General features: G+C 44.2%; 23 protein-coding genes. 11 read left to right on the top strand and 12 right to left on the bottom strand.

Annotated features, from left to right (window positions below):
- Nucleotides 1-89: 89 nt before the first annotated feature.
- The 4 genes from H6571_12570 to H6571_12555 all read right to left on the bottom strand — a co-directional run bounded on the left by H6571_12570 (nucleotide 90) and on the right by H6571_12555 (nucleotide 3,709).
- Entirely contained in the window at nucleotides 90-1,325 is a 1,236-nt protein-coding gene (locus H6571_12570; protein MCB9324564.1) for a gliding motility-associated C-terminal domain-containing protein, read from the bottom strand.
- Between the two features lie 171 nt (nucleotides 1,326-1,496).
- A complete protein-coding gene (locus H6571_12565; protein MCB9324563.1) occupies nucleotides 1,497-1,811 on the bottom strand; it encodes a YbaB/EbfC family nucleoid-associated protein in 315 nt (104 codons plus the stop codon).
- A 31-nt stretch (nucleotides 1,812-1,842) separates the two neighbouring features.
- A complete protein-coding gene (locus H6571_12560) occupies nucleotides 1,843-2,661 on the bottom strand; it encodes a LamG domain-containing protein (protein MCB9324562.1) in 819 nt (272 codons plus the stop codon).
- A 106-nt stretch (nucleotides 2,662-2,767) separates the two neighbouring features.
- Nucleotides 2,768-3,709, bottom strand: coding sequence for a calcium/sodium antiporter (locus tag H6571_12555; GenBank protein ID MCB9324561.1), 942 nt, complete (start codon nucleotides 3,707-3,709; stop codon nucleotides 2,768-2,770).
- A gap of 657 nt (nucleotides 3,710-4,366) precedes the next feature.
- On the opposite strand from H6571_12555, the gene H6571_12550 reads away from it, so the two are divergent.
- The 6 genes from H6571_12550 to H6571_12525 all read left to right on the top strand — a co-directional run bounded on the left by H6571_12550 (nucleotide 4,367) and on the right by H6571_12525 (nucleotide 8,738).
- Nucleotides 4,367-4,993 (top strand): DUF937 domain-containing protein, encoded by a 627-nt coding sequence (locus tag H6571_12550; protein MCB9324560.1) that lies wholly within the window; start codon nucleotides 4,367-4,369, stop codon nucleotides 4,991-4,993.
- Nucleotides 4,994-5,382: 389 nt separating this feature from the next.
- Entirely contained in the window at nucleotides 5,383-5,826 is a 444-nt protein-coding gene (rplM, locus tag H6571_12545; GenBank protein ID MCB9324559.1) for a 50S ribosomal protein L13, read from the top strand.
- Nucleotides 5,827-5,852: 26 nt separating this feature from the next.
- Nucleotides 5,853-6,239, top strand: a complete 387-nt coding sequence (rpsI, locus tag H6571_12540; protein ID MCB9324558.1) for a 30S ribosomal protein S9 — start codon at nucleotides 5,853-5,855, stop codon at nucleotides 6,237-6,239.
- Between the two features lie 84 nt (nucleotides 6,240-6,323).
- Nucleotides 6,324-7,049: a 30S ribosomal protein S2 gene (gene rpsB, locus H6571_12535; GenBank protein ID MCB9324557.1), complete on the top strand. Its 726-nt coding sequence runs from the start codon at nucleotides 6,324-6,326 to the stop codon at nucleotides 7,047-7,049.
- A 74-nt stretch (nucleotides 7,050-7,123) separates the two neighbouring features.
- A complete protein-coding gene (locus H6571_12530; GenBank protein ID MCB9324556.1) occupies nucleotides 7,124-7,951 on the top strand; it encodes an elongation factor Ts in 828 nt (275 codons plus the stop codon).
- A gap of 76 nt (nucleotides 7,952-8,027) precedes the next feature.
- Nucleotides 8,028-8,738: a UMP kinase gene (locus H6571_12525; protein MCB9324555.1), complete on the top strand. Its 711-nt coding sequence runs from the start codon at nucleotides 8,028-8,030 to the stop codon at nucleotides 8,736-8,738.
- A 45-nt stretch (nucleotides 8,739-8,783) separates the two neighbouring features.
- Here the strand turns inward: H6571_12525 and H6571_12520 are convergent, their stop codons facing one another.
- Nucleotides 8,784-9,488 (bottom strand): ComF family protein, encoded by a 705-nt coding sequence (locus H6571_12520; GenBank protein ID MCB9324554.1) that lies wholly within the window; start codon nucleotides 9,486-9,488, stop codon nucleotides 8,784-8,786.
- A gap of 461 nt (nucleotides 9,489-9,949) precedes the next feature.
- On the opposite strand from H6571_12520, the gene H6571_12515 reads away from it, so the two are divergent.
- Entirely contained in the window at nucleotides 9,950-12,838 is a 2,889-nt protein-coding gene (locus tag H6571_12515) for a T9SS type A sorting domain-containing protein (GenBank protein MCB9324553.1), read from the top strand.
- Nucleotides 12,839-12,976: 138 nt separating this feature from the next.
- Nucleotides 12,977-13,369: a DoxX family protein gene (locus H6571_12510; GenBank protein ID MCB9324552.1), complete on the top strand. Its 393-nt coding sequence runs from the start codon at nucleotides 12,977-12,979 to the stop codon at nucleotides 13,367-13,369.
- 16 nt (nucleotides 13,370-13,385) lie between these two features.
- On the opposite strand, the gene H6571_12505 is transcribed toward H6571_12510, so the two are convergent.
- Entirely contained in the window at nucleotides 13,386-14,303 is a 918-nt protein-coding gene (locus H6571_12505) for a pseudouridine-5'-phosphate glycosidase (GenBank protein ID MCB9324551.1), read from the bottom strand.
- A gap of 17 nt (nucleotides 14,304-14,320) precedes the next feature.
- Nucleotides 14,321-15,250 (bottom strand): bifunctional hydroxymethylpyrimidine kinase/phosphomethylpyrimidine kinase, encoded by a 930-nt coding sequence (locus H6571_12500; GenBank protein ID MCB9324550.1) that lies wholly within the window; start codon nucleotides 15,248-15,250, stop codon nucleotides 14,321-14,323.
- A 161-nt stretch (nucleotides 15,251-15,411) separates the two neighbouring features.
- Between H6571_12500 and H6571_12495 the strand changes: the two genes are divergently transcribed.
- Nucleotides 15,412-16,218 (top strand): BtpA/SgcQ family protein, encoded by an 807-nt coding sequence (locus H6571_12495; protein ID MCB9324549.1) that lies wholly within the window; start codon nucleotides 15,412-15,414, stop codon nucleotides 16,216-16,218.
- Nucleotides 16,219-16,590: 372 nt separating this feature from the next.
- Here the strand turns inward: H6571_12495 and rplI are convergent, their stop codons facing one another.
- The 3 genes from rplI to rpsF form a co-directional block, all read right to left on the bottom strand.
- Nucleotides 16,591-17,037 (bottom strand): 50S ribosomal protein L9, encoded by a 447-nt coding sequence (rplI, locus tag H6571_12490; GenBank protein MCB9324548.1) that lies wholly within the window; start codon nucleotides 17,035-17,037, stop codon nucleotides 16,591-16,593.
- A 72-nt stretch (nucleotides 17,038-17,109) separates the two neighbouring features.
- A complete protein-coding gene (locus H6571_12485; protein ID MCB9324547.1) occupies nucleotides 17,110-17,376 on the bottom strand; it encodes a 30S ribosomal protein S18 in 267 nt (88 codons plus the stop codon).
- Between the two features lie 36 nt (nucleotides 17,377-17,412).
- Nucleotides 17,413-17,985 carry a 30S ribosomal protein S6 gene (gene rpsF, locus H6571_12480; protein ID MCB9324546.1) on the bottom strand — a complete coding sequence of 191 codons (573 nt, stop codon included), beginning with the start codon at nucleotides 17,983-17,985 and terminating at the stop codon, nucleotides 17,413-17,415.
- 343 nt (nucleotides 17,986-18,328) lie between these two features.
- Here rpsF and H6571_12475 point away from each other — a divergent pair, with 343 nt between their 5' ends.
- Together H6571_12475 and H6571_12470 are read left to right on the top strand one after the other, a co-directional pair.
- On the top strand, nucleotides 18,329-18,862 hold the full coding sequence (locus H6571_12475; protein ID MCB9324545.1) for a DinB family protein: 534 nt from the start codon (nucleotides 18,329-18,331) through the stop codon (nucleotides 18,860-18,862).
- A 21-nt stretch (nucleotides 18,863-18,883) separates the two neighbouring features.
- Nucleotides 18,884-19,336, top strand: a complete 453-nt coding sequence (locus tag H6571_12470) for a MarR family transcriptional regulator (protein ID MCB9324544.1) — start codon at nucleotides 18,884-18,886, stop codon at nucleotides 19,334-19,336.
- Here the strand turns inward: H6571_12470 and H6571_12465 are convergent.
- Both H6571_12465 and ovoA read right to left on the bottom strand, forming a co-directional pair.
- A complete protein-coding gene (locus H6571_12465; GenBank protein ID MCB9324543.1) occupies nucleotides 19,333-20,301 on the bottom strand; it encodes a hypothetical protein in 969 nt (322 codons plus the stop codon). The two genes, H6571_12470 and H6571_12465, sit on opposite strands and share 4 nt — an antisense overlap.
- A gap of 2 nt (nucleotides 20,302-20,303) precedes the next feature.
- Nucleotides 20,304-21,656, bottom strand: coding sequence for a 5-histidylcysteine sulfoxide synthase (ovoA, locus tag H6571_12460; protein ID MCB9324542.1), 1,353 nt, complete (start codon nucleotides 21,654-21,656; stop codon nucleotides 20,304-20,306).
- Between the last annotated feature and the right edge of the window lie 198 nt (nucleotides 21,657-21,854).

Here is a 21,854-nt window from a genome sequence, read left to right as displayed (position 1 = left end):
AGAATTAAACCGCTTTGTTCACTTAGCGTTCTCCACGGCATCCTGTCGGCAGCGGCAAAGGTGCAGGACTCTTGTCCTGCCGGGAAAGATTACCTAAGCACCGTCACACTCCCCGACACCAGCTTTTCCTCTCCGTTGCATACATGCCTGACTTTATAAAGAAAAACCCCGGGATTGACACGCTGGCCGTTGTAGTTGCCATCCCAGGTGGCGAAAGAATCTGTGGTATAAAATACCCTGTTGCCCCAGCGGTCGAAAATTTCAAAAGACAAAAGCTCCTGAACAGAAAACGGATTGCTGATCCCATAGGTGTCATTCAGTCCGTCGTTGTTTGGAGTGAATGCCTTGGCCAGGTAAATGGCTTCACAATCCAGCAGGTTCGGGTCGATGGCATTGATGCGGATGGAATCTCTTGCGGTGCAGTTGGAGAGGAGGTCCGTCATCTGGACGGTATAATTATAAATGCCCTGTTCAACGGGGGTGATGCTTGGGTTGGGTACAAATACAGATGAAATATCAGTCGAATTGGGCGTCCACAGAAAATTATCGGCACAGGTATTGGTCAATTCAATATCGATGGTGGTTCCCAGGAAAATGAGGGTGTCGGGATTGACGATCTGGTCGGGGGCAAAATATAGGCCTTTGATTTCTTTGTCGTCGAGGGCACGGTTGTAGATGCGCAATTCATCGATGAGTCCGTGGAAAGGAATCTCATTGGCTCCCCGGCAAATGGCGCTTCCGATGATAAAATCCCCGTCATTGGTGAGGTCGATGCGCGTCTGTGAGCCTAGGTCGCTGACCAGTTTGGTGTTGACATACATTTTTACGCGGGTATTGTCCCTGACCAGGACCAGGTGTTGCCAGCAGGCGGTATTGTTAATGGTTTTGACCACAGAAACCGTCTTTTGGGGAATTTCCCTGAGCAGGCCGTTGACCGTCCTGGAGTCCGGCACGTATTTTACATAAAAATCATAATTATAGGTGCAGGCAGTATCCCGTTTCGAAATGAGGTACTGTTGTCCGTTAAGTCCTATGGGTTTAAAATAAAAACTAACGGTAAAATCCTCCGTATCAAACTCCCTGTTCACATTTTGTCCGTTGGGAATATAAACTACATCCGCAGCACCGTCGAGTAAAAGCGCATCACCCTTTACACCGCACCTGAATTCTGGCGTGCCCTGTGGAATGGCTGTATTAGCGGTATTCCCCGTTGCATCGGTATAATGGCCATCAAACGTATAATAGGCCACCAGGCCCACATTCGTCTGGGCGGATAGACTAAGAGAAAAGATTATCGATAAACAAACGAGCGCATATTTCTTCATGGATGTATTAATTTTAGACATACTCTAAACGTAAGGAGGCTGTTTATATTATGAAGTGGTTTAAAGTTGATTGAGAACAAAAACATAATGCGGATTCCCGACATTTAGATGGCGAGGCATCAAAATAATCGCTGCTTAAATCCTGATTTGATTTGTCAAAATGTCCCGCGATTAAAACAGGCCATCGAGGCCATCAAGTCCGGGAGGAAGCATATCGCGGAGCAATTCCTGAGTAATTTCCGTTTCTTTCTGGACCGCCAGTTCCATGGCTTTGTTTACGGCGACCACCAGGAAGTCCTCCAGTTGTTCAACATCTTCAGGGTCGACGATGGTAGGGTCCAAAGAAACATTGACAAGTTGTCGGGCAGCTGTGACCGTCACCTTTACTGCACCATCACCTGCCTGGGCATCGATCCTGATGCCTTCCAGCTTTTTACGCATGGCATTCTGCTTTTCCTGCATATCGCCCATTAAATCTCCAAACATATTAATCAGTTGTATTTTTATTCAAAAATCATCAATCGACCGTGGCAAAGGTACTGCCTTTCTCATTTATCATGACAATCTGCGGTGCTTTTTTGTCGGGTACAAAAGACACGCAATCCATATTGGCGTTTTCGACAGGATTCATGAGATAGAGGTCTTCGATTTCCTGTATGGTGAGCGCGTGGTCATATATTTTCAATTCATCAATGATGCCCTGGAAACGCCGTACCCTGCCCGAAAGCACACAAGGGCTATTGGAAAAAGAAAGCACGGCATTATTGCCTATATCCACTCCGCTGCAACGGTAACTCTCCTGCCGAAGTTGGCCGTTGATAAAAGTCATGGCGCGGAACCCTTCCCGAACCAGGGCATAGTGCATCCAACTGGAACTGTCAAGGCGGGGAGAAAGGTCTTTGTAATACCTGGCAGGAGTTTCATGTACTTTGGAGGTTACCTCGCCGATCCGGCGGTCGAGCAATAGGTCAAGCGTATAGTATTCGTCACAAGCCTCCGCTTTGGAGAGCATACTTTGAGGAAAGACATCGTATTTTTCAGATTTAAAATAAAAACTGATGGTAAAGTCAGAAGTGTTGAAATATTTATTGACCGGGCCAGGGAATTCTATGTAATTGTTTTTGCCGTCCAGCACCAACCCCTCCTGCTCAATGCCGCACCAACATCTCGTTTCTCCAAAAATCTCACCATGGGACCCGTTACCACTATCGTCCCGGGCATTACATTCGTTAAAGGAATAATAAGCGATGAGTCCGTCATCCTGAGGAGGGATGGACGGCTGAGAATGGATCAAAAAAAGACCCAATAGGACGGATATCAAGTGGAAAGGTTGCATAGTCAATCATTTGTTGCCCTTAAAGATAAGGAAATTAATGGTTTGATGCTATGTTGAGTGGAGGCAGATAGGTGGGGATCCCGGCAATTTTAACCGGTTGGATTTTTCAGGCCCCCTGGATGATGGAGGCCATGTAAATGAGATAAAATAAAACCAGGATAGCCCCCTCCCAGCGGGTGATTTTTTTATTGTTGGACATGATGCCAAATAGAATAGTCATAACGATCATCATCGGGAGGTAATAAGAAAATAACTCTACAGGTATTTTCAGTTTTCCGAAAAAGGCAGGGATGCTCATGACCACATAAGTATTGAAAATGTTCGATCCCAGTACATTTCCTACAGCCATGGCCGTTTTGCCCTTCCGGGCGGCATTGAGGCTCACGATAATCTCAGGAAGTGAAGTGCCTAAGGCTACGGCAGACAAAGCGATGATCTCGGGATTGATTCCTGCCATTTCAGATAACTTCTGGATGGCAAAGATGGTATAATCTGCACTACCCCAAACAAGTGCAAGCCCGATAACCAGCATGGTGTAAGTGCGCCAGGTAACCTTAATGTCATCATGGTTTTCCTGTAACAGATCCCCTTTCTCTTCATCTTTTTTGAGAGAATAAATGAGAAAAATCACAATGCCGAGGAGTAGGATAAAAACCTCTAAAATAGAAACCTCATAGTCATAAAGTACAAACCACAGCATGAAAGCGGAGCCCCAAAGAAAAGGCATGTCGATGTGCCATATGTTGTACTCGAGGTCTATTCTCTTTGCATAAATGGCCACCAGTCCCAGCACCAGGGCGATATTGGTAATATTGGATCCTATTACATTACCGACGACGATTTCCGAATTGCCACTCAGGACTGCCGCAACTGAAGTGGCCAGCTCGGGGAGAGAGGTTCCGAAAGCGATGATCGTTACCCCGATGATGAAATGTGGAATGCCCAGGGATAACCCTATAGATTCGGCAGCATCGACAAACCAATCGGAGGCTCTTAGCAGCACAAACAGTGAAACGACAAAAATGCCCAGGTAAAATAATATATCCATATCCGTTTAGACCATGACAACATTCTGAGGTCACAGGCCGGCAAAAGTAAGATAATTTTTTATTTAGCCGGAAATTATTCGGTCAACTTTCCTATTAGTTCGCCGGAATTATGTGAATGTGGGCTAAAAAAAATCAGAGATTTATACTAAATAGAAATCGGCCTCCGTTAATAATCGAACACAAACAAAACAAGCTAAATTTTTTTCCTATCGAAAATACGCTACTTATTTGAACTAGTTTCTCAATTTTTAACCTCTTGTTAATCTCAATATTGTTTGCCTGTAAACTCTCCAAAAGGAAGGGCGTAATAATAATAAACTAAAACCTGTATGTGGAAACAACCGGTAAAGGCCCGGATTCGTTTTCGCGAAAGAAAACCATTGAGAGAGTAGTTTGATAAGCAGCCCGCAGAAATGATTTTCTGCGGCTGCCTTTTTCCTTTCTGATTTTCCCTCTTTTTCTTTTCCCTTGATAAAATGTGACTTTTTCAAAAACGGTTCCGTCATTAAGGTAAAGTTTTCAGAAAAATTGTCAATCAAGACTTTCCCTGGAAATTGTATTCCGATTTTATGATGAATCGGCTATATTCTTTACCTTTGAGAGGCTGAAACGATGGACTCTAAAGCTTTTTTTGATCACAAAAAATAACAATAATTATGAGTATGAATTTAATGGACATGCTTCAGGGGAACTTGTCTGAAGGCATTATCGACCAGCTGGCGAACCAGATTGGCGGTGCAGACAAACAAAAGACTGCTGTTGCTGCTGAAGGTATTATGACTACCCTGATGGGGGCTTTGGCAAAAAATGCATCTACTCCTGAAGGGGCCAATTCTTTATTCAATGCGCTTGAAAAAGATCACAATGGAGGCATCCTGGACGATGTCATGGGATTGTTTACAGGTAATGTAAAACCGGAACAACAGCGCGCAGCTAATGGCGAAGGAATTTTGAACCACTTACTGGGTGGAAAAACTTCCGGTGCAGTGGATATGATCAGTAATATGAGTGGGCTGGATGCTTCAAAAACAGGAAACCTGATGACTATGCTCGCTCCCATACTCATGGGTACACTAGGAAAAGCAAAGCAACAAAATGGCCTAGATGTAGGAGGTATTGCTTCTTTGCTGACCCATTCAGTGTCCAAACAATCAGGTAGCAATCCTACCATGAACCTCGTTACCCAGTTTCTCGACAGCGACGGTGACGGCAGCATCGTGGATGACGTAGCCAACATTGGCTTTAAATTCCTCGGAGGGTTATTTGGAAGGAAAAAAAGATAAAAAAGATTTTTTTTAGAATCAAAGCCCGCTTCAGCTTAATAGCTGGGCGGGTTTTTTTATGCATATGGTTAAAGGGCTTAAATTTTCAGGTGGAGGAAAGCCATTGATCAATGGATGATAAAACACTTAGCACTACCTTCTCCCGACCCTTTAAAAAACAGGCTGCAATTTGAATGGTTCACCTGCAAAAACCGTCATTTTTTCCTGTCTGTTTGAAAAGAGGATACTCGGGCTTTTGAAAAAAAAGTGCGATATTTAGACTGTTTATCAATTACTTATGAAGGCGTCTTGTATTTTTTTTTCTTGAAACACTTGGTTATTCAGTAAAATAAATCTACATTTGCACCGCCTTTAAAAAAAGGTGTTTTTTAATTTAAAATAACAAAGAAGTGAATACACTGAGTTATAAGACAGAATCAGCAAAAAAAGAGACCGTTGAACGCAACTGGTACGTCGTGGATGCTGAAGGTGAGATTGTGGGTCGCTTATGCACAAAAATTGCAGCTGTGCTGAGAGGTAAACACAAACCTAATTTCACACCGCACGTTGATTGTGGTGATTTCATTATTGTAGTCAATGCAGATAAAGTCCGTTTTACCGGTAACAAAATGGACGACAAAAATTATCTCAGATATTCCGGTTATCCGGGGGGGCAAAAGTCTACAACGGCCAAAGAAGTGATGGCTAAAAAGCCACGGTTCATTATTGAAAACGCTGTGAAAGGAATGTTACCAAAAAACAAACTGGGTCGTGCAATGATCAAAAAAATGTTTGTTTATGATGGTCCTGATCATCAGCATGAAGCACAAAAACCACAAGCTTTCGAATTTTAAGAAGGATAATAAATACATTTTTTAATATGGAAATGATAAATGCTATAGGAAGAAGGAAAGCTTCGGTTGCGAGAGTTTACCTCACCAAAGGAGAAGGTAATATTCTTGTCAATGGAAAAGATTACAAAGAGTACTTCCCACTTCCACATATTCAAGGCAACATTACTGCACCTTTCAAAACAGTAGCTGTTGAGAATATCTATGATGTAAAAGTTAATGTAAAGGGAGGAGGTTATAAGGGCCAGGCTGAAGCCATTCGTATGGGGATTTCCAGGGCACTTGTAAAACTGAACGAAGATTTTCGCTCTCCGCTTAAAAGTGAGAAATTTCTTACTCGTGATGCCCGTGTGGTTGAACGTAAGAAATACGGTAAACCAAAAGCGAGAAAGAGCTTCCAGTTCTCAAAGCGTTAATGCTTTTTGGACGAATGCTTTTTTCAATTTTTCAGGCAGAGCCTGTTTCAAATTTATTTGTTTTGAATTTTAATGCTAAAGATAATGCAAAAACCTACCTATAAAGAGTTGCTGGATGCCGGAGTTCACTTTGGCCACCTCAAGAAAAAGTGGAACCCAAAGATGGCGCCCTACATTTTCATGGAGCGTAAAGGTATCCACCTTATCGACCTTAACAGAACATTAGAAAACCTTGATCGTGCCGCAGCAGCAATGAAGCAAATTGCAAGATCAGGAAGAAAGATCATGTTCGTGGCTACCAAAAAACAGGCTCGTGAAATCGTTTCCCAGGCTGCAGATAGCGTTGGGATGCCTCACGTGACAGATCGTTGGTTGGGAGGAATGATGACCAACTTCTCCACCATTCGTCGCTCTGTCAAGAAAATGCAGAACATCGAGCGCATGTTGCAGGACGGCAGCCTTGAAAACGTCACCAAAAAGGAAAGGTTGACGTTGACCCGTGAGTTGACTAAACTGCAAAAAGTACTCGGAGGTATTGCTGACCTGAATCGTCTGCCTTCTGCTATTTTTATTGTAGATATCGACCATGAGCATATTGCTATCGCCGAAGCTCACAAATTGGGATTACGTACTTTTGGTATGGTTGACACCAATGCCAACCCTAACAAAGTTGACTTTCCTATTCCGGCTAATGATGACGCATCGAAATCGATCAAAATCATCGTTAATTATATGGTTGAAGCGATTAAAGAAGGTCTTGAAGAACGTATGAATTCAAAGACTGAGAAAGAATCGGCTACTGCTGAATAAGCAATTTAGTCATTAAACAAGGGAAGGGCTGTTAGGCTCAACCTTTTTTATTAAATAAAATATTTCAAATTAAAATGAATATTTCAGCTTCTGATGTAAAAAATCTGCGTGACCTGACCGGTGCAGGTATGATGGACTGTAAAAAGGCACTTACTGAATCAGGCGGTGACATAGAGAAGGCGATAGAATTTTTGCGCAAAAGAGGGCAGAAAATGGCTGACAAACGTGCTGGCCGTGATGCCACCGAAGGTGCTGTCATTGCCATCGTTTCTGATGACCACAAACGTGGAGTGATCGTAAAACTAAGTTGTGAGACCGATTTTGTGGCCAAAAACGATGATTTTGTAAAATTGGCTACTTCATTCGCAAATCTCGCCCTGGATAAATTTCCAGCGGATCTGGATAGTTTACTTGCCCTGGATTTCGGCGGCCTTACCGTGGGCGAAAAAGTAATGGAACAAGTAGGAGTTATCGGTGAAAAACTCGAAATCGCTGCTTACGAAAAACTGTCAGCGGCACAAGTTGCTCCTTACATTCACATGGGTAACAGAGCAGGTGTTCTCGTTGGTCTGTCAAAAGATAATGGAGATTTTTATGATGCCGGCCGCGACGTGGCAATGCAGGTGGCTGCCATGCACCCTATCGCTGTAGATCAGGACGGTGTGGACAAAACCGTCATTGAAAAAGAAATTGAAATAGGCAAAGACCAGGCTCGCCAGGAAGGAAAACCTGAGGCGATGCTTGAGAAAATTGCCGTCGGTAAACTCAATAAATTTTTCAAAGAAAAAACATTGCTCAATCAGCAGTTTGTTAAAGACAACAAACACACCATTGCTGAATTCCTGCATAGCAAAGATCCTGAATTGACTGTCACTGATTTCAAACATGTGACTCTCGGATAATAAATTATTTTTAAAAGGGCGAATTGGTTAATGATTCGCCCTTTTTTTTAGCCATACTATAAGTTAACTTCCCACGATGCCTCTAAAATACAAAAGAGTCCTGCTTAAACTCAGTGGAGAATCCCTTATGGGTGACCAGGGGTTCGGGATTTCGGCCGTAATGTTGAACCATTATGCCAAGCAAATCAAAAGCCTTTCAGACCTGGGAGTTGAAATCGCCGTTGTCATTGGAGGAGGCAACATTTTTAGAGGGCTCCAGACCAAAGATTCAAGTATTGAAAGGGTACAGGGGGATTACATGGGGATGCTGGCTACCGTTATCAACGGTCTGGCGCTACAAAGTGCTATTGAAAGCCTCGGAGCCTATACCCGCCTGATTTCCGCTGTGGAGATCAAACAGATCGCTGAACCATACATCCGTCGCCGTGCCATCCGCCACCTGGAAAAGGGAAGGATCGTCATTTTCTCTGCCGGAACGGGTAGCCCTTATTTTACGACCGATTCCGCCGCGGCCTTGCGTGCGAACGAGATATGTGCCGACGTCATCCTAAAGGGAACCCGCGTGGATGGTGTTTACACCGCCGACCCCGAGAAAGATCCTACCGCGACTAAATTTGATACCATCAGTTTTGCCAAAGTGATCAGCCTGGGGCTGAGTGTCATGGATATGACCGCCTTTACCCTTTGCCAGGAAAATAACCTTCCGATCATCATTTTTGATATCCACGCCGACCACAACCTGGTCCGCATTGTGCAGGGAGAGGAGATCGGAACTTTGGTAGCTTAGGAGAAGAACTCTTTTGCTCTGAGTATAACTCCTTTTTTCAACCTGCTACGCATCGGCAAAAGCCAGCGTCACCATACTCACTTTTGTGCCGGGCACTTCCAGTATTTTGAGGCAGCACGTTTCAAGGGTAGCCCCAGTAGTGATCACATCATCAACCAATAGAATATGTTTTCCTTTTAGTAAAGAAACCTCTTTTACCTCAAAAGCTTCCCCTACATTTTCCAGCCTTTCCATTCGGGATTTTTTCGTTTGGGTATCCGTAAAAGCTTTTCGGATCAGTCCGTTTTCACTCCAGGGAATGCCCATACCTTCCGAAAGCCCTTTGGCTATCATGCTGCTTTGGTTATACCCGCGTTGGTGTTTTTTCTTTGGATGTAAAGGAACGGGAAGAATGAGGTCTATTTTCTTAAAATGAGGGCTTGCTTTTAATTCAAGGCCATAAAACCGCCCGGCCTTGATGCCTACTTCTTTTCGACCCTTATATTTTAATTGGTGAACCAGCTGTTGTACATGTCCGCCCTTGGTGAATCGATAAAGTGATGCTCCTGCCTCCAAAGGCAATCGCCCCCAGAACCGTTCCGTAAATGCATTTTCTTTGTGGTGGTGAAATCTGGTCTGGGGCAGTTTGTACTGGCATTCAACGCACAGCATCTCGGAAACTGTCGGCGGATTGGATTGGCACGCCAGGCATAAATGGGGGTAAAAAAGTGAAAGCACCCCCTCTGCTAATTGGGAAATTATAGTCTTCATCTGGTTTTTTTTAATTTTTTTAAAGGTTTCTTCAACCAAATTATATGTTTTTTTCCAAAATAGCAATACAGTTCCTGAAATAGTCCACATGCTTTGTGTCTAAGAAAAGTCAGTTTGTTCCTGGAGAAATCATTCCAATGGACTGGAAACGGTTGAAGAATATTCAGCTGATGGAAAAATTGGGACAGAACGAAATCTATTTAAAAAATCGGCCACTAATGTCCAAAGCCAATGAACAATACGTACACTAGTATTGAAATTAAAATTTGCCTTTTTGTCCGAAGATAATTATCTTTGCAGAACTAATTTTGAGACATTTTACCTTCCTATTGGCTTAACTCATACCTGCGTTTACTTTTAACTCAAAGAAAACCTCTTTCTGTTAACATACTTTGTTATTTTATGTTGTTTAAAATAGACCTCAGTTGAAATTATAATCTCAATGTGTAAATTGAAATAATATGAAGCGAACCTTACTATTCATTAGCATTTTATTCACCTCGTCCCTGCTGTTCGGACAGTTTTTGGACACGGATTTGTACAGAACCCTGAACGGTTCTTACAACAATCCTAACCATCCGGATTGGGGACAGGCAGGAACTAATTTATTGAGAGTGGTGCCATCGGCATATACGGATGGTATTTCTTCTCCTGCGGGTTGGTTGCGATTCAATCCTCGGAAGATAAGTAACACAGTATTTGCGCAGGATAGTCCTATATTTGATCCGATTGGGTTAAGTGATTTTTGCTGGGTCTTTGGCCAGTTTATTGATCATGACATAGGGCTTACTCCGGATGGAAATGAAAATTTTTCTATTCAGGTGCAGACGGGAGACTCCTATTTCGATCCTCTTGGACAAGGAACGGCCATCATTCCTGTTTTGAGAAATATTTACGATCCAGCAACAGGTTCTTCTGTAGCAAACCCAAGGCAGCATCCCAATGTGATCACCTGTTTTATCGACGGTTCCGGCGTTTACGGATCAGATCAGGAAAGGGCAGATTGGTTACGTTCTTTCTCCGGTGGTAAACTTAAGACTTCATCAGGAAATATGCCTCCTTTTAATACAACTACCGGCGAATTCGCGGATCCTGTTGATCCAAATGCGCCGGAAATGGCAAATGCCACCGGGATTAGCAATAAGATTTATGTAGTCGGGGATGTCAGGGGAAATGAAAATGCCCTTTTAACGGCTTTCCATACCTTGTTTGTGCGCGAACACAATCGTATCTGCGATGTACTGGCGGTCAAAAATCCCGATTGGGATGACGAGCAGTTATACCAACACGCGCGTAAAATGGTTGGTGGATTGATCCAGTCCATTGTTTATGAAGAATGGTTGCCTGAAATGGGCCTTCATCTGCCGGAATATGCAGGATATGATCCTACCGTTCATCCACAGTTGGCTAATAGTTTTACCGCAGCGGCCTACCGCCTCGGTCATACCCTGCTCAGTGAGCAGTTGATGCGAATTGGAGAAGACGGTGCCGTCGTACCACAGGGGAATATTTTATTGAAAAACGCATTTTTCAATCCTTATGCCCTTATTGAAGTCGGAGGCATTGAGCCTTATTTCAGAGGCATGGGTGTTCAAAAACAGCAAATGCTGGATTCAAGGGTTGTGAATGCCGTAAGGAACTTCCTCTTTGGCCCTCCGGGAGCAGGTGGGTTGGATCTGGCTGCAATCAATATTCAAAGAGGCCGGGAAAGAGGTCTGCCGGATTTTAATACGCTTAGACAAGGACTTGGGTTGCCTCCTTATACCAACTGGTTGGACATCAATCCTGATTATCTCGTTTATGACAAGATGCATTCAGTTTATCAACTCAATGATATTGATCCCTGGGTGGGCATGGTAGCAGAAGAACCCATTCCGGGAACCCTTTTCGGGGAAACCGTCACCAAATTCATGGAATTGCAATTTGGAGCGCTTAGAGATGGGGATCGTTTTTATTATCAGAATGATCCGGTACTGACAGCAGAAGAAAAAACATGGATCAAAACGACAACGCTTCACGATATTATTATGCTGAATACCGGGGTTTCCATCATGCAGAGTAATGTTTTCGAAGCCATGCCGTATGAAGAAATTTGTGATCACCTGGATGTGGATCTCACCGGAAATATTCATACTCCATCCGGAGTACCCGTACCAGGGGTGACTGTCGTCTTTCAGCACGATAATGCCAGCTTTAGTACAAATGGTTTAGTAGACGGAAACTTTGCAATTTCCCATGTACCGGGTTGTGGTGCAGAATCCCTCGATATTTCCAAGGATGGGGAGCTCCTGGCCGGTGTAACCACTTATGACCTGGTGCTGATGTCAAAGCATATTCTTGGGATGGAATTATTGGATACTCCCTATAAATATATTGCAGCAGATGTCAACCACAGCGGTTCTATTACCACTTTGGATATCATCAATGTGAGAAAAGCCATTTTGGGGATTGTTGACTCCTTTACCGATAATACTTCCTGGCGATTGGTGCCGGCTAATATCACTTTCTCTACGCCGGAAGATGCGCTCGTGGGGGGATGGGATTCCACCATTGACTTCAACGGATTGTTGAGCATGGATTACGACAACGATTTTATCGCGGTCAAGATCGGGGATGTCAATGCCAGTATTGATCCTTCCTTTGGTGGTGAGGTGGAAGAAAGGTTTGCAGGAAATGGTTTGAAGGTTCAGCTGGAGGAAACGACACTAAAAGAAGGTGAAATTTATTCTGTCGACTTTTATGGAAAAGCTGACCAGAATATCGTAGGGTATCAGTTTGCTTTAAATTATAATGCAGCGGCACTTCACCTCGTTCAGATCGATAGTTATATCGAAAATATGGGAGAAGATAATTTCGGGGTGGTTGAAGCAACTGGATTGATATCCACCAGCTGGAACCAGATGGGGACAAATATCGCCTTTAAACCCGGTGAGAAAATGTTCTCTCTTGTTTTTGAGGCACGCCAGGATGGCAATTTGTCCGATTTCATTTCTCTGAATGATACGAAGATCGTGCCGGAGGCCTATGATCAGGGGTTGAACACAGGGGCGTTATCCCTTGAATTTGTGGCGCCTGATGTGATCGGAACGGAATTTGCGCTGTATCAAAACTACCCTAACCCGTTTGTCAATGAAACGGTGATCCCGTTTTATTTGCCCGAGGATGACATGGTTGTGCTGAGTATTTTTGATGTGTCAGGCAAGCAACTCTTCTCGGAAAACAGGGTGTTGGATAAAGGCTCTCACGAATGGAAATTGGATCGTAAAAATCTTCCTGAAACAGGGATCCTGTTCTACCAGGTGGAAACCAATAGCGGAAGCCAGACCCGAAGAATGTTGTTGACCCGATAAGATTTTTGTCCTAAACAGGACTTTTGTTCCTAAAAAAAAGGGGTGCTGTTCAACAGCACCCCTTTTTTCATATCTTTGAATGAGCTTTTTCGTAAAAAAAACTTTGTTCACCATCTGCTTAATTCAAAATCACAACAAATGAAAGACAAAAAGAACATGCTGTCTTGGGTTGTAAGGATCATCGCAGCTGTAATTTTACTTCAGACCCTTTATTTTAAATTTACCGGGCATGAAGACAGCGTTTATATTTTTTCCCAGCTAGGGCTGGAACCTGCAGGCCGGATAGGGATCGGCGTCTTGGAGTTGATTACGGCAATTTTACTGGTGTGGCCAAGGACGGCGGGAATAGGAGCAGTACTGGGCCTTGGCGTCATTAGCGGAGCCATTTTTGCACACCTTACCCAGCTTGGAATTGAGGTCAATGGTGACGGTGGGACTCTTTTTTACCTGGCAGTTACTGTTTTCGTTTGTTGTTTAATTGCGGCTATCCTCCATCGCAAGGAAATTCCTGTGATAAAAAACTATTTTTAGATTCTGTCACAATGTTCTAAAACCGGACCATAGCTTTTGCCAGCTGTGCGGCCAATTTTGCATTGTTGAATACCAGCTGAATATTTGAAAACAGGCTTTTTCCCTCCGTTAGAGATTCTACTTTGGCCAGTAGGAAAGGAGTAATATCTTTTCCGGTGATGCCCAGATTTTTGGCCTGGGTGAGGGCGGCATTGATGGCTGTATCAATGGTTGCCGGATCCATGCTGAACTCATCGGGAATGGGGTTGGCAATGACCATTCCCCCCTGGAGCCCAAGATCCCATTTGGATATGAGTGCTTTGGCCAACAAATCCACATCATCCACCCGATAATCTACGGGCAGTCCGCTCTTTCGTGTATAAAAAGCGGGCAGCTCTTCCGTTCCAAATCCAACAACGGGCACCCCCTTGGTTTCTAAGTATTCGAGGGTCAGTTTGAGATCGAGGATGGATTTGATGCCGGCGCAAACGACGGCTACATTGGTTCGGGCCAGCTCTTCCAGGTCAGCAGAAATATCCATGGTCTGTGAAGCTCCGCGATGCACCCCTCCGATGCCGCCCGTGGCAAAAACTTTAATCCCTGCAAGACCTGCAATGATCATCGTGGAGGCAACTGTAGTGGCTCCGTCCATTTTGTTGGCAACGATAAAAGGAATATCCCGCCTGCTGGTTTTGGTTACTTTTTGGCCTTGTTTGCCCAGGTAGTCGATTTCTTCGGGTGTGATGCCTGCTTTTAAAACCCCATCGACAATAGCGATAGTAGCCGGGACAGCTCCGTTTTTACGAACCACTTCTTCGACTTCGAGGGCTGTCTCTACATTTTTAGGATAGGGCATGCCGTGTGAAATAATGGTCGATTCAAGGGCGACGACAGGTTGGCCTTCCAGGAGGGCACGATCGACTTCGTCTTTTATTTGCAGGTATTTTTTTATCATGGTCAGATGTTGATGCTTTATAAATATCCCAGATACTCTTTCAATAGTTGTTCATTAATATCAGGATTGACGGCCCGGGTGCTTTTCAGGGCAATGGCTGCGGCCGCTAAGCCTGTTGCGGCACATTCGCGGATGGAGCCTCCTTTGACACTTCCATAAGTAATGCCCGACATAAAGGCATCACCGGCACCAGTGGTATTCATGACTTCAACCCATACTGGCCTGGCCCATCCTTTGGTTTCCTGATCGGCATAAAAAACGCCGTCTTTACCTGCAGTGATAAAGATGCGTTTCAGCCCGGCGGCGATCATTTTTTCCGCGGCGGAATGAAAATCTACTTCGCTTTTTAATGGGATGCCGGACAGGAATTCCGCTTCGAATTGATTGGCTTTGATGCTATGAAAATTGCCGTAAAAGGTTTTTACTTTTTCTGCCAGTTTCATGGATACAAGGTCGAGGTAAACCTGTTGAATGTTGGGATTTTCGGATAACCAACGCAGGGTTTCCTCAGGGATATTGGTATCCGCGATGACGATGTCAGCTTGTCGAAGAATGTCTTGTCGAAGGTTAAGCGAAGGCACATCTAAACGCTGTATGATATCCAACGCGGCAATGCCCGTGTGCAAATCATTGGACTTATCCAGGATGGCAATAAAAGTGGCCGCCTTGCCCCCTTCTATATGCAGGCAGTGGGAAAGGTCTATTCCTGTTTGTTGAGCATCCGCAATGAGCATTTTTGAAAAAGCGTCATCGCCAAAAGCAGTAATCAGGCTGGTGGAAATACCCAGACGAACCAGGTTCTCGGCAATATTACGACCCACGCCACCGGGGGCTTCCGTCCAGCTTCCCGGAACGGAATCTGATATTTTGATATCATAAGTCGTAAAACCCATCAAATCCATAATGGCCGCGCCGACAATGCAAATTTGACTTTTGCTTTTATCCACTGTTTATGAGTTTGCCAAAAATTTCACTTCTGTGTAAAATCGGGGGCGTTCCTGATAAAATACCCACATTTTTGAGTGCTTTGCCGTCTGTGTATATTACATTTATCTTTAGGTTGCAATTTCCCGACTACGGGATAAAATTAACACTATAAAAAATAAAAATGGAGGCATTCAGACGCTTATTTCCCGTTGAAGGAGCAATAATTGGTATGATTCATTTGCGTGCCCTGCCGGGGACAGCATTGTATGACGGTAAGGATGGGTTGATTTTGGAACAGGCGGTAATGGAAGCCGAAAAGTATGCCGCCGCCGGGCTGGACGGGATCATCCTCGAAAATATGCACGATACCCCCTATTTGCGCAATGAGGTGGGGCATGAAATTTCAACCATGATGGCAGTTGTCGGCCGGGAAATAAAAAAAATATCCGGTCTTCCCTGTGGGGTACAGGTGCTTGCGGGGGCCAATGAGGCTGCGTTGGCCGTGGCAAAAGCCGGAGGGCTGGATTTTGTACGGGTAGAAGGTTTTGTTTTTGCTCACGTGGCGGATGAAGGGATTATTGAATCCAGTGCGGGTACCTTGCTTCGTTACCGGAAACAGATCAACGCAGAAAATATCTTAGTATTCACGGACATCAAAAAGAAACACAGCGCTCATGCGATCACAGGGGATGTCGATATGGCCGAGACGGCAAAAGCAGCGGCTTTTTTCCGAAGTGACGGCCTGATTGTTACGGGCGCGGCAACTGCTGCTGCGGCCATGCCCTGGGATGTGGAGAATGCCAAAAAAGCATCAGGGCTTCCCACTTTGGTGGGGTCAGGCATTACGGTCGATAATGTGGAGCACTACCTGCGGATAAGTGACGGGTTGATCGTTGGGTCTCATTTAAAAAAAGACGGTTATTGGGCCAATGCGCTGGATGAGGAACGATTGAAACGCTTTATGGATAAGGTGAGTGAGCTCAGATAAGAGCAGGGATAAAAAACATGAGTCATCCCGAATAATCAAAAACTGTCTGAAATAGAAATTTTTTGATTATTTGAAGTATTTTTTAAATGTAAAACCTGCCTGCAGACGCAGGAAGGCAGGTGTAAAAGTGAGTGGGCAAAAGGTTTGGGTTTTGGAAAAAAGTCATTTTTTGTCGCAAAACACCTAACCCACGACCCAAACACTTCTAAATTTTGCGGTTACTTGTTTTAAACCTTGCCTGCCGCCGCGACGGAAGGCAGGTTTTGCGGTTTATTTCTTTTGTAAAAGAAAAATCCCGAATTTAATCTGATTAGATGAAATTCGGGATGACTCATGTTTATTGAGGAATGTTTACAAAAATTGCGCAAACAATTATTCTGCAACCAGTTCGAAGGTAACTTCCGGCTGAACTTTTTTGTGTAAATTCAATACAGCCTTGTAGGTGCCGATTTCTTTTACTTCTTCCGGAAGGATAATTTTCTTTTTATCCACTTCGAGCCCGAATTGGTTTTGCAATTCCTGGGCAAGCTGGATGGTCGTTACACTACCAAAAATTTTACCGCTGGTACCTGCTTTAGCCCCGATTCTGAGGGTTTTACCTTCAATAGAAGCCGCAATTTCCTGATAAGTAGAGAGCATTTTTTCCTCCATGGCAGCTTCGCGATTTCTGAAATCGTTCAGTCTGCGGCGGTTGGTCTCATTGGCAATCAATGCCATTCCCTGTGGGATAAGGTAGTTACGAGCATATCCATCCTTGACAGTTGTGATCGTATATTTATCTCCTACCTTTTCTACATCCTGGAGTAATATGATATCCATGATTATAATTTTTTTTTAAATGAAAAATTTCCAGTTTCATTTCGAAACTGAAAGACATAATCCACCCGATGCTTACTTCAACAAGTCGGTTACGTAAGGCATCATGGCCAAATGGCGACAACGTTTTACAGCTGTGGCCACTTTACGCTGGTACTTCAGCGAGTTGCCGGTAATACGACGTGGCAGGATTTTGCCCTGTTCATTTACAAACTGCAACAAAAAGTCGGGATCCTTATAATCAATGTACTTGATTCCGAAACGACGGAAGCGGCAATATTTTTTACGCTGTTGTCCTATTTTCGGATTGCTTAGAAATTTTATATCATCTCTTGATGCCATTGTTTCTTTTTTTTTGAGCTAACAAATAATTGGAATTTAATCTTCTTTTACTTCATCAACAGTATTCTCTACCTGAGGAGCCTCAGGAGCTGCTGCTTCAACAACCGGAGCTGTTACAGGAGCGGCGGCTTCAATCTCAGGGGCTTCAGCAACCGCTTCTTCCGCAGGAGCAGCCTTTTTCTCTTCTGCTTTTTTCGGAGCAGCAGGCCTTCTGTCACGGTCTCTGTCTCTGTCTCTGTCCTCAGATTTGGATTCCTTTTTCTTAACTTCAACTTTTCCGATTAAACCTTTGCGTTTGTCATCGTTGTACTTGACACCAAATTTGTCAAGTGCAGCGGTAAGGAAACGCATAATTCTTTCGTCACGACGTAATGCAAGCTCTACCATATCGATCATTGTTCCATCAGCTGCTGAAAATTCAATGCAGAAGTAAACGCCGGAATTGCGCTTCTTAATTGGATAAGCCAAAGTACGGAGGCCCATCTCATCTACATGAACAATCGTGCAACCTTCTTTCTCAAGTTGTTCGATATATGTCTGAGCTGTCGCTTTGATTTCATCGCCGGACAGCACTGGATCGACGATAAAAGTTACTTCATAATTTCTCATAAATTCAGACATTAATTTTTTAAAAATTTAAAACGGCTGCAAAGATATGAAAAAGGAATGTAAATGATAAATTGTTTTTAAGAAATTTTATAATAGAAATCATATCGAATGATTTGGCTTTCAGGCAGTTCGATTTTTTTGTCTTGTTTCAGAAACTTGCTTCGACTCGCTTTCATGCGTTGTTTTGGCTGGATGGATGCCCAAAAAGGGCTCCCATTTTGTCAGGTAAACATTTGCTTTGATGATGCGGGCATTATGAAAGGAATTTTTTTATAATAAAAGTTAAAAAAATTGTATTTTGTTGTCGTGTATATTATATTTGTGACAACAAAAATTTCAAACCATGAAAAATACTGCAATTTATAATGATTTCCTTAGGGTGATTGCAATATGGGAAAAGGAACTTGAACAGTACACACCTGAAGAATTGGCCCAAAAACCTAACCCAAAGTCGTGGTCTTTGGGGCAGGTCTACAATCACCTGGTCGGGTCGACACTGGGATATCATTTAAAACAGGTAACCACCTGCCTGGCTTCGGAAGAAAATCGAACGAAAGGAAAAAATTTCAAAGGGATCCTGACTTATAACGTAATGAAAAGTTTTCCTCCCAAAAAAATTAAAGTACCGCCTTCCGAAACTTACACCCCGAAACAGCCTTCCGGGAAAAAAGAACTGGAGGAAGGACTCAACCTTATGAAACAACGCATGAAGGAAACAATGGACCTGCTTCAGACGAACCGGAAATCGGGAAAATCCCTTCACCCCGGATTAGGTTATCTCAATGCCGACGAGTGGTTTCAGCTTGTTGCCATGCACCTGAAACATCATCTCAGACAGAAGGCTCGTTTGGATGGCTTCCTGGGCAAAAGAATATAGCGACAAGTAAAAAAACAGAAGATGGTTGAATTTCACTTTTCAGGACCGGAAGAAAGTCCGGGTTATTTGCTATGGCAGGTTACGATGTTATGGCAACGCAAAATGAAACGGGCTCTTGACCTGTTGGGGATCACGCATACCCAATTTGTGCTTTTAGCCGCCCTTGGCTGGTTGTCCAAAGATGGGGCAGTGGTTACCCAGGTGGAGCTGGCCAATCACAGCAAGACGGATAGAATGATGGTGTCCAAAGTTCTAAGAACGCTAGAATCCAAAGGATTGATAAACAGATCGGCCCACGAAACGGATACCCGGGCAAAATCCATTGGCCTCACCAGTAGGGGCGTTGAAATGCTGAGGGTTGCCATTAAGGTTGTAGAACAGTCTGATATTGAATTTTTCGGTTCCCTGGAGCAGGATCTGCCCCATTTTTTGCAAAAAATGGCCGATTTGATGAAAGGCAATGCGGATCATTAAACCGGGCCAAGCGGCAAACCAAAAATCGCATCCAGCACCATCCCGGGAAGATCATGTGTTCTGCCCCGAGAAAAAGTATGATGCAGCCATTCCGGCCGTGCGTTGATCTCTAAAGCATAAGCGCCTTGCTCAGGCGGAGCACTTAAATCCGGAGCGATAATATCAATGGCAAAATAGGAAGTGCCCAAATAGGTGACCAGCTTATCCACCCATAGTTGAAAACCGGGGTGAAACTGGTCCGTTTTATCGATGGCGACTGCTCCCTGGGCCATATTGGCCAGTTCCTTTAAAATAACTTTTTTGCCCGACTGAGGAACATCCGTCAGCTCTATTTGCTGGTTTCCCAGCAGGCGAAGGGTCGTTTGGTCCACTACCAGGTTGTTGGCAGGGTTTTGTGCTTTAACGGTTTTTTGAAGCGCAGAGATCAATTCCTGTAAGCTTGAGGTTCCGTCGCCCACTACATGGGCAGGTTCCCTGGTGCATACGGCTACGATCCTGCCTCCCACTACCTGAACACGAAGGTCCTCCCCTTCGATCTGTTCCTCCAGCATAAAAAAGGAATGGTCTTCCGCCTGGTGTTTTGCCAGGTAACTGGAGATGTCGCCCAGGCTTGAAATATGCATTTCCACCCCGACGCCGTTTGTTCCGTCAGGGGGTTTGCAGACATATTTTTTTCCGGCTTCGAAAAAGGAAACAACATGGTTCTCTTCGGGTGTTTGAAACAGGATGCTCCTGGGCGAGGGTATTCCCAGGAAATCAAAGGCTTCTTTGGTAAGGGCTTTGTTGTCACAATAATATTGAGAACGGGAGTTAATGAGTGAAGTCGGGGTACCCTGAACCAGCAATTCAGACCGGCCGTGGTATTCCAGAATGGCGGCATCGACATTCATAATGTCAGAAATATCCTTAACGGAAATACCCTGCTGCCGGGCCGCTGCCAAAATTTTATCGTGTTGGATCTTCATGCTTACCGATTTTTGGCCAGTCTGAATCCGGCATGTTGAAAAAAATGTCTTCTGAACCAAAGCCGATAATAGGCAGAAGCTCCCGTGCCGGTACTGGCCCACGAACCTCCCAGTAACATACTGTGGTCTGCATCAAAAAACGGTGCTGAAAAGTCCTGGTAAAAGGGGTGTATCTCAAAACCCGGCAGGGGGTAGAAATCATCATTTAGCCATTCCCATACATTCCCGTACAGGTCGTTGAATTCATTTGGAGCATTTTCCTCGTCCATAAAGCCGACGGGAGTGGGTGAACCATAAATGAAGTTTATGTTGTATTCTTTGGAAAAGGCGGGGGCGCCTTTTTGCTTTTTAGCCTCTTTGGCAATAAGGTTGAATTCTGCTTCGGAAAGCAATCGCCAGTCCGGCCCTTTCCAATGGCAATATGCCCATGCTTCGTGGGCATTGACCTCAACCGGCCAATCCAGTGGCATGGAAATTTCTTCAAAAACGGTACGATAGCTAAAGGTGTCGTTTTGTTTTATCCACCATTTAGGATGAACCGCCTTGACTTCATTTTTCCATTTCCAGCCTTCTTCGGTCCAGTATTTTTTATCGTTATAGGCGCCAGTTTCCAGAAATTCCACATACTCCGCATTGCTGACCAGGTTTTTCGTAGCGGCGAAAGGTTTTACGTCAACCGTAAGTTGACCGTATTCATTGTCCCATCCAAAGATGGCGTGGTCTTTTGGCTTGCCGAGGGTAACTGTTCCTTCTGTTACTTCGATCAGGGAGTTTTCAGGAGGGATTCCAAAAGAAGGGGCGTAAGTCCAGTTTTCCGGCCGGCTTAATAATTCCGGAGGCAATTGTCTTAACAGACAGGATGAAGTTTCAAAATGGATGCGGTCGTGCTCCAGGCCCATCATCAATGCCCACCAGGGAGAGCTTTGGTCAATCTGTTCCTGATCAGGAAATTGTTCGATCACGGACAATACCTTTTCATATACCTTTTTACGGTAAGCATTCACTTCTTCCAGCGGAGGCCAAAGATCGGTTTTATCAAGATTTTCGGGCTTGTCAGGATCCACGCCAATGGCGAAAAGTTGTTCAAAACGCGGGTTAATGCCTTGATTGGTCAGTCCTGTCATCTGCAATTTATTGATATAAAAGGCGGCAGTGTGCCCCCAGTAAAAGATCAATGGGTTGCGTAAAGGATCGGGACTGAGGTAATAGGTGGTTGGTGAATCAATGGCACTGAAAAGCAATTCATACAATTCCCAGGTGCTGATGAAATAATCGCGAAGTTTTGAGGCGGTTGATTTGGTAAGGCTGACGGGAGAATGCGTAGTCTTTTTTGAAGGGTTGGGTGTGGAAATCATCGTTGTTGAATTAGAGTGGTTACCAATATATTTTGCGTTAACAAAAAAAATGTGGAGGTGGTTTTATCAGGGGTGGATTTTTTGAGTTCCTGCAGCCCTGTAAGGTTCCTGAAATTTCAGAGGGCTGCCTTTACAATAAGCTGTCCTAGTAAAAATGCCGTAGGCATGAAACGCCATTACCGAGAGTTTAACTATTTA

Source organism: Lewinellaceae bacterium, from assembly GCA_020636105.1.
Taxonomy (GTDB): domain Bacteria; phylum Bacteroidota; class Bacteroidia; order Chitinophagales; family Saprospiraceae; genus BCD1.
Note: the sequence above shows the minus strand (reverse complement) of the source record. Positions and strands in the feature narration are given on the sequence as shown.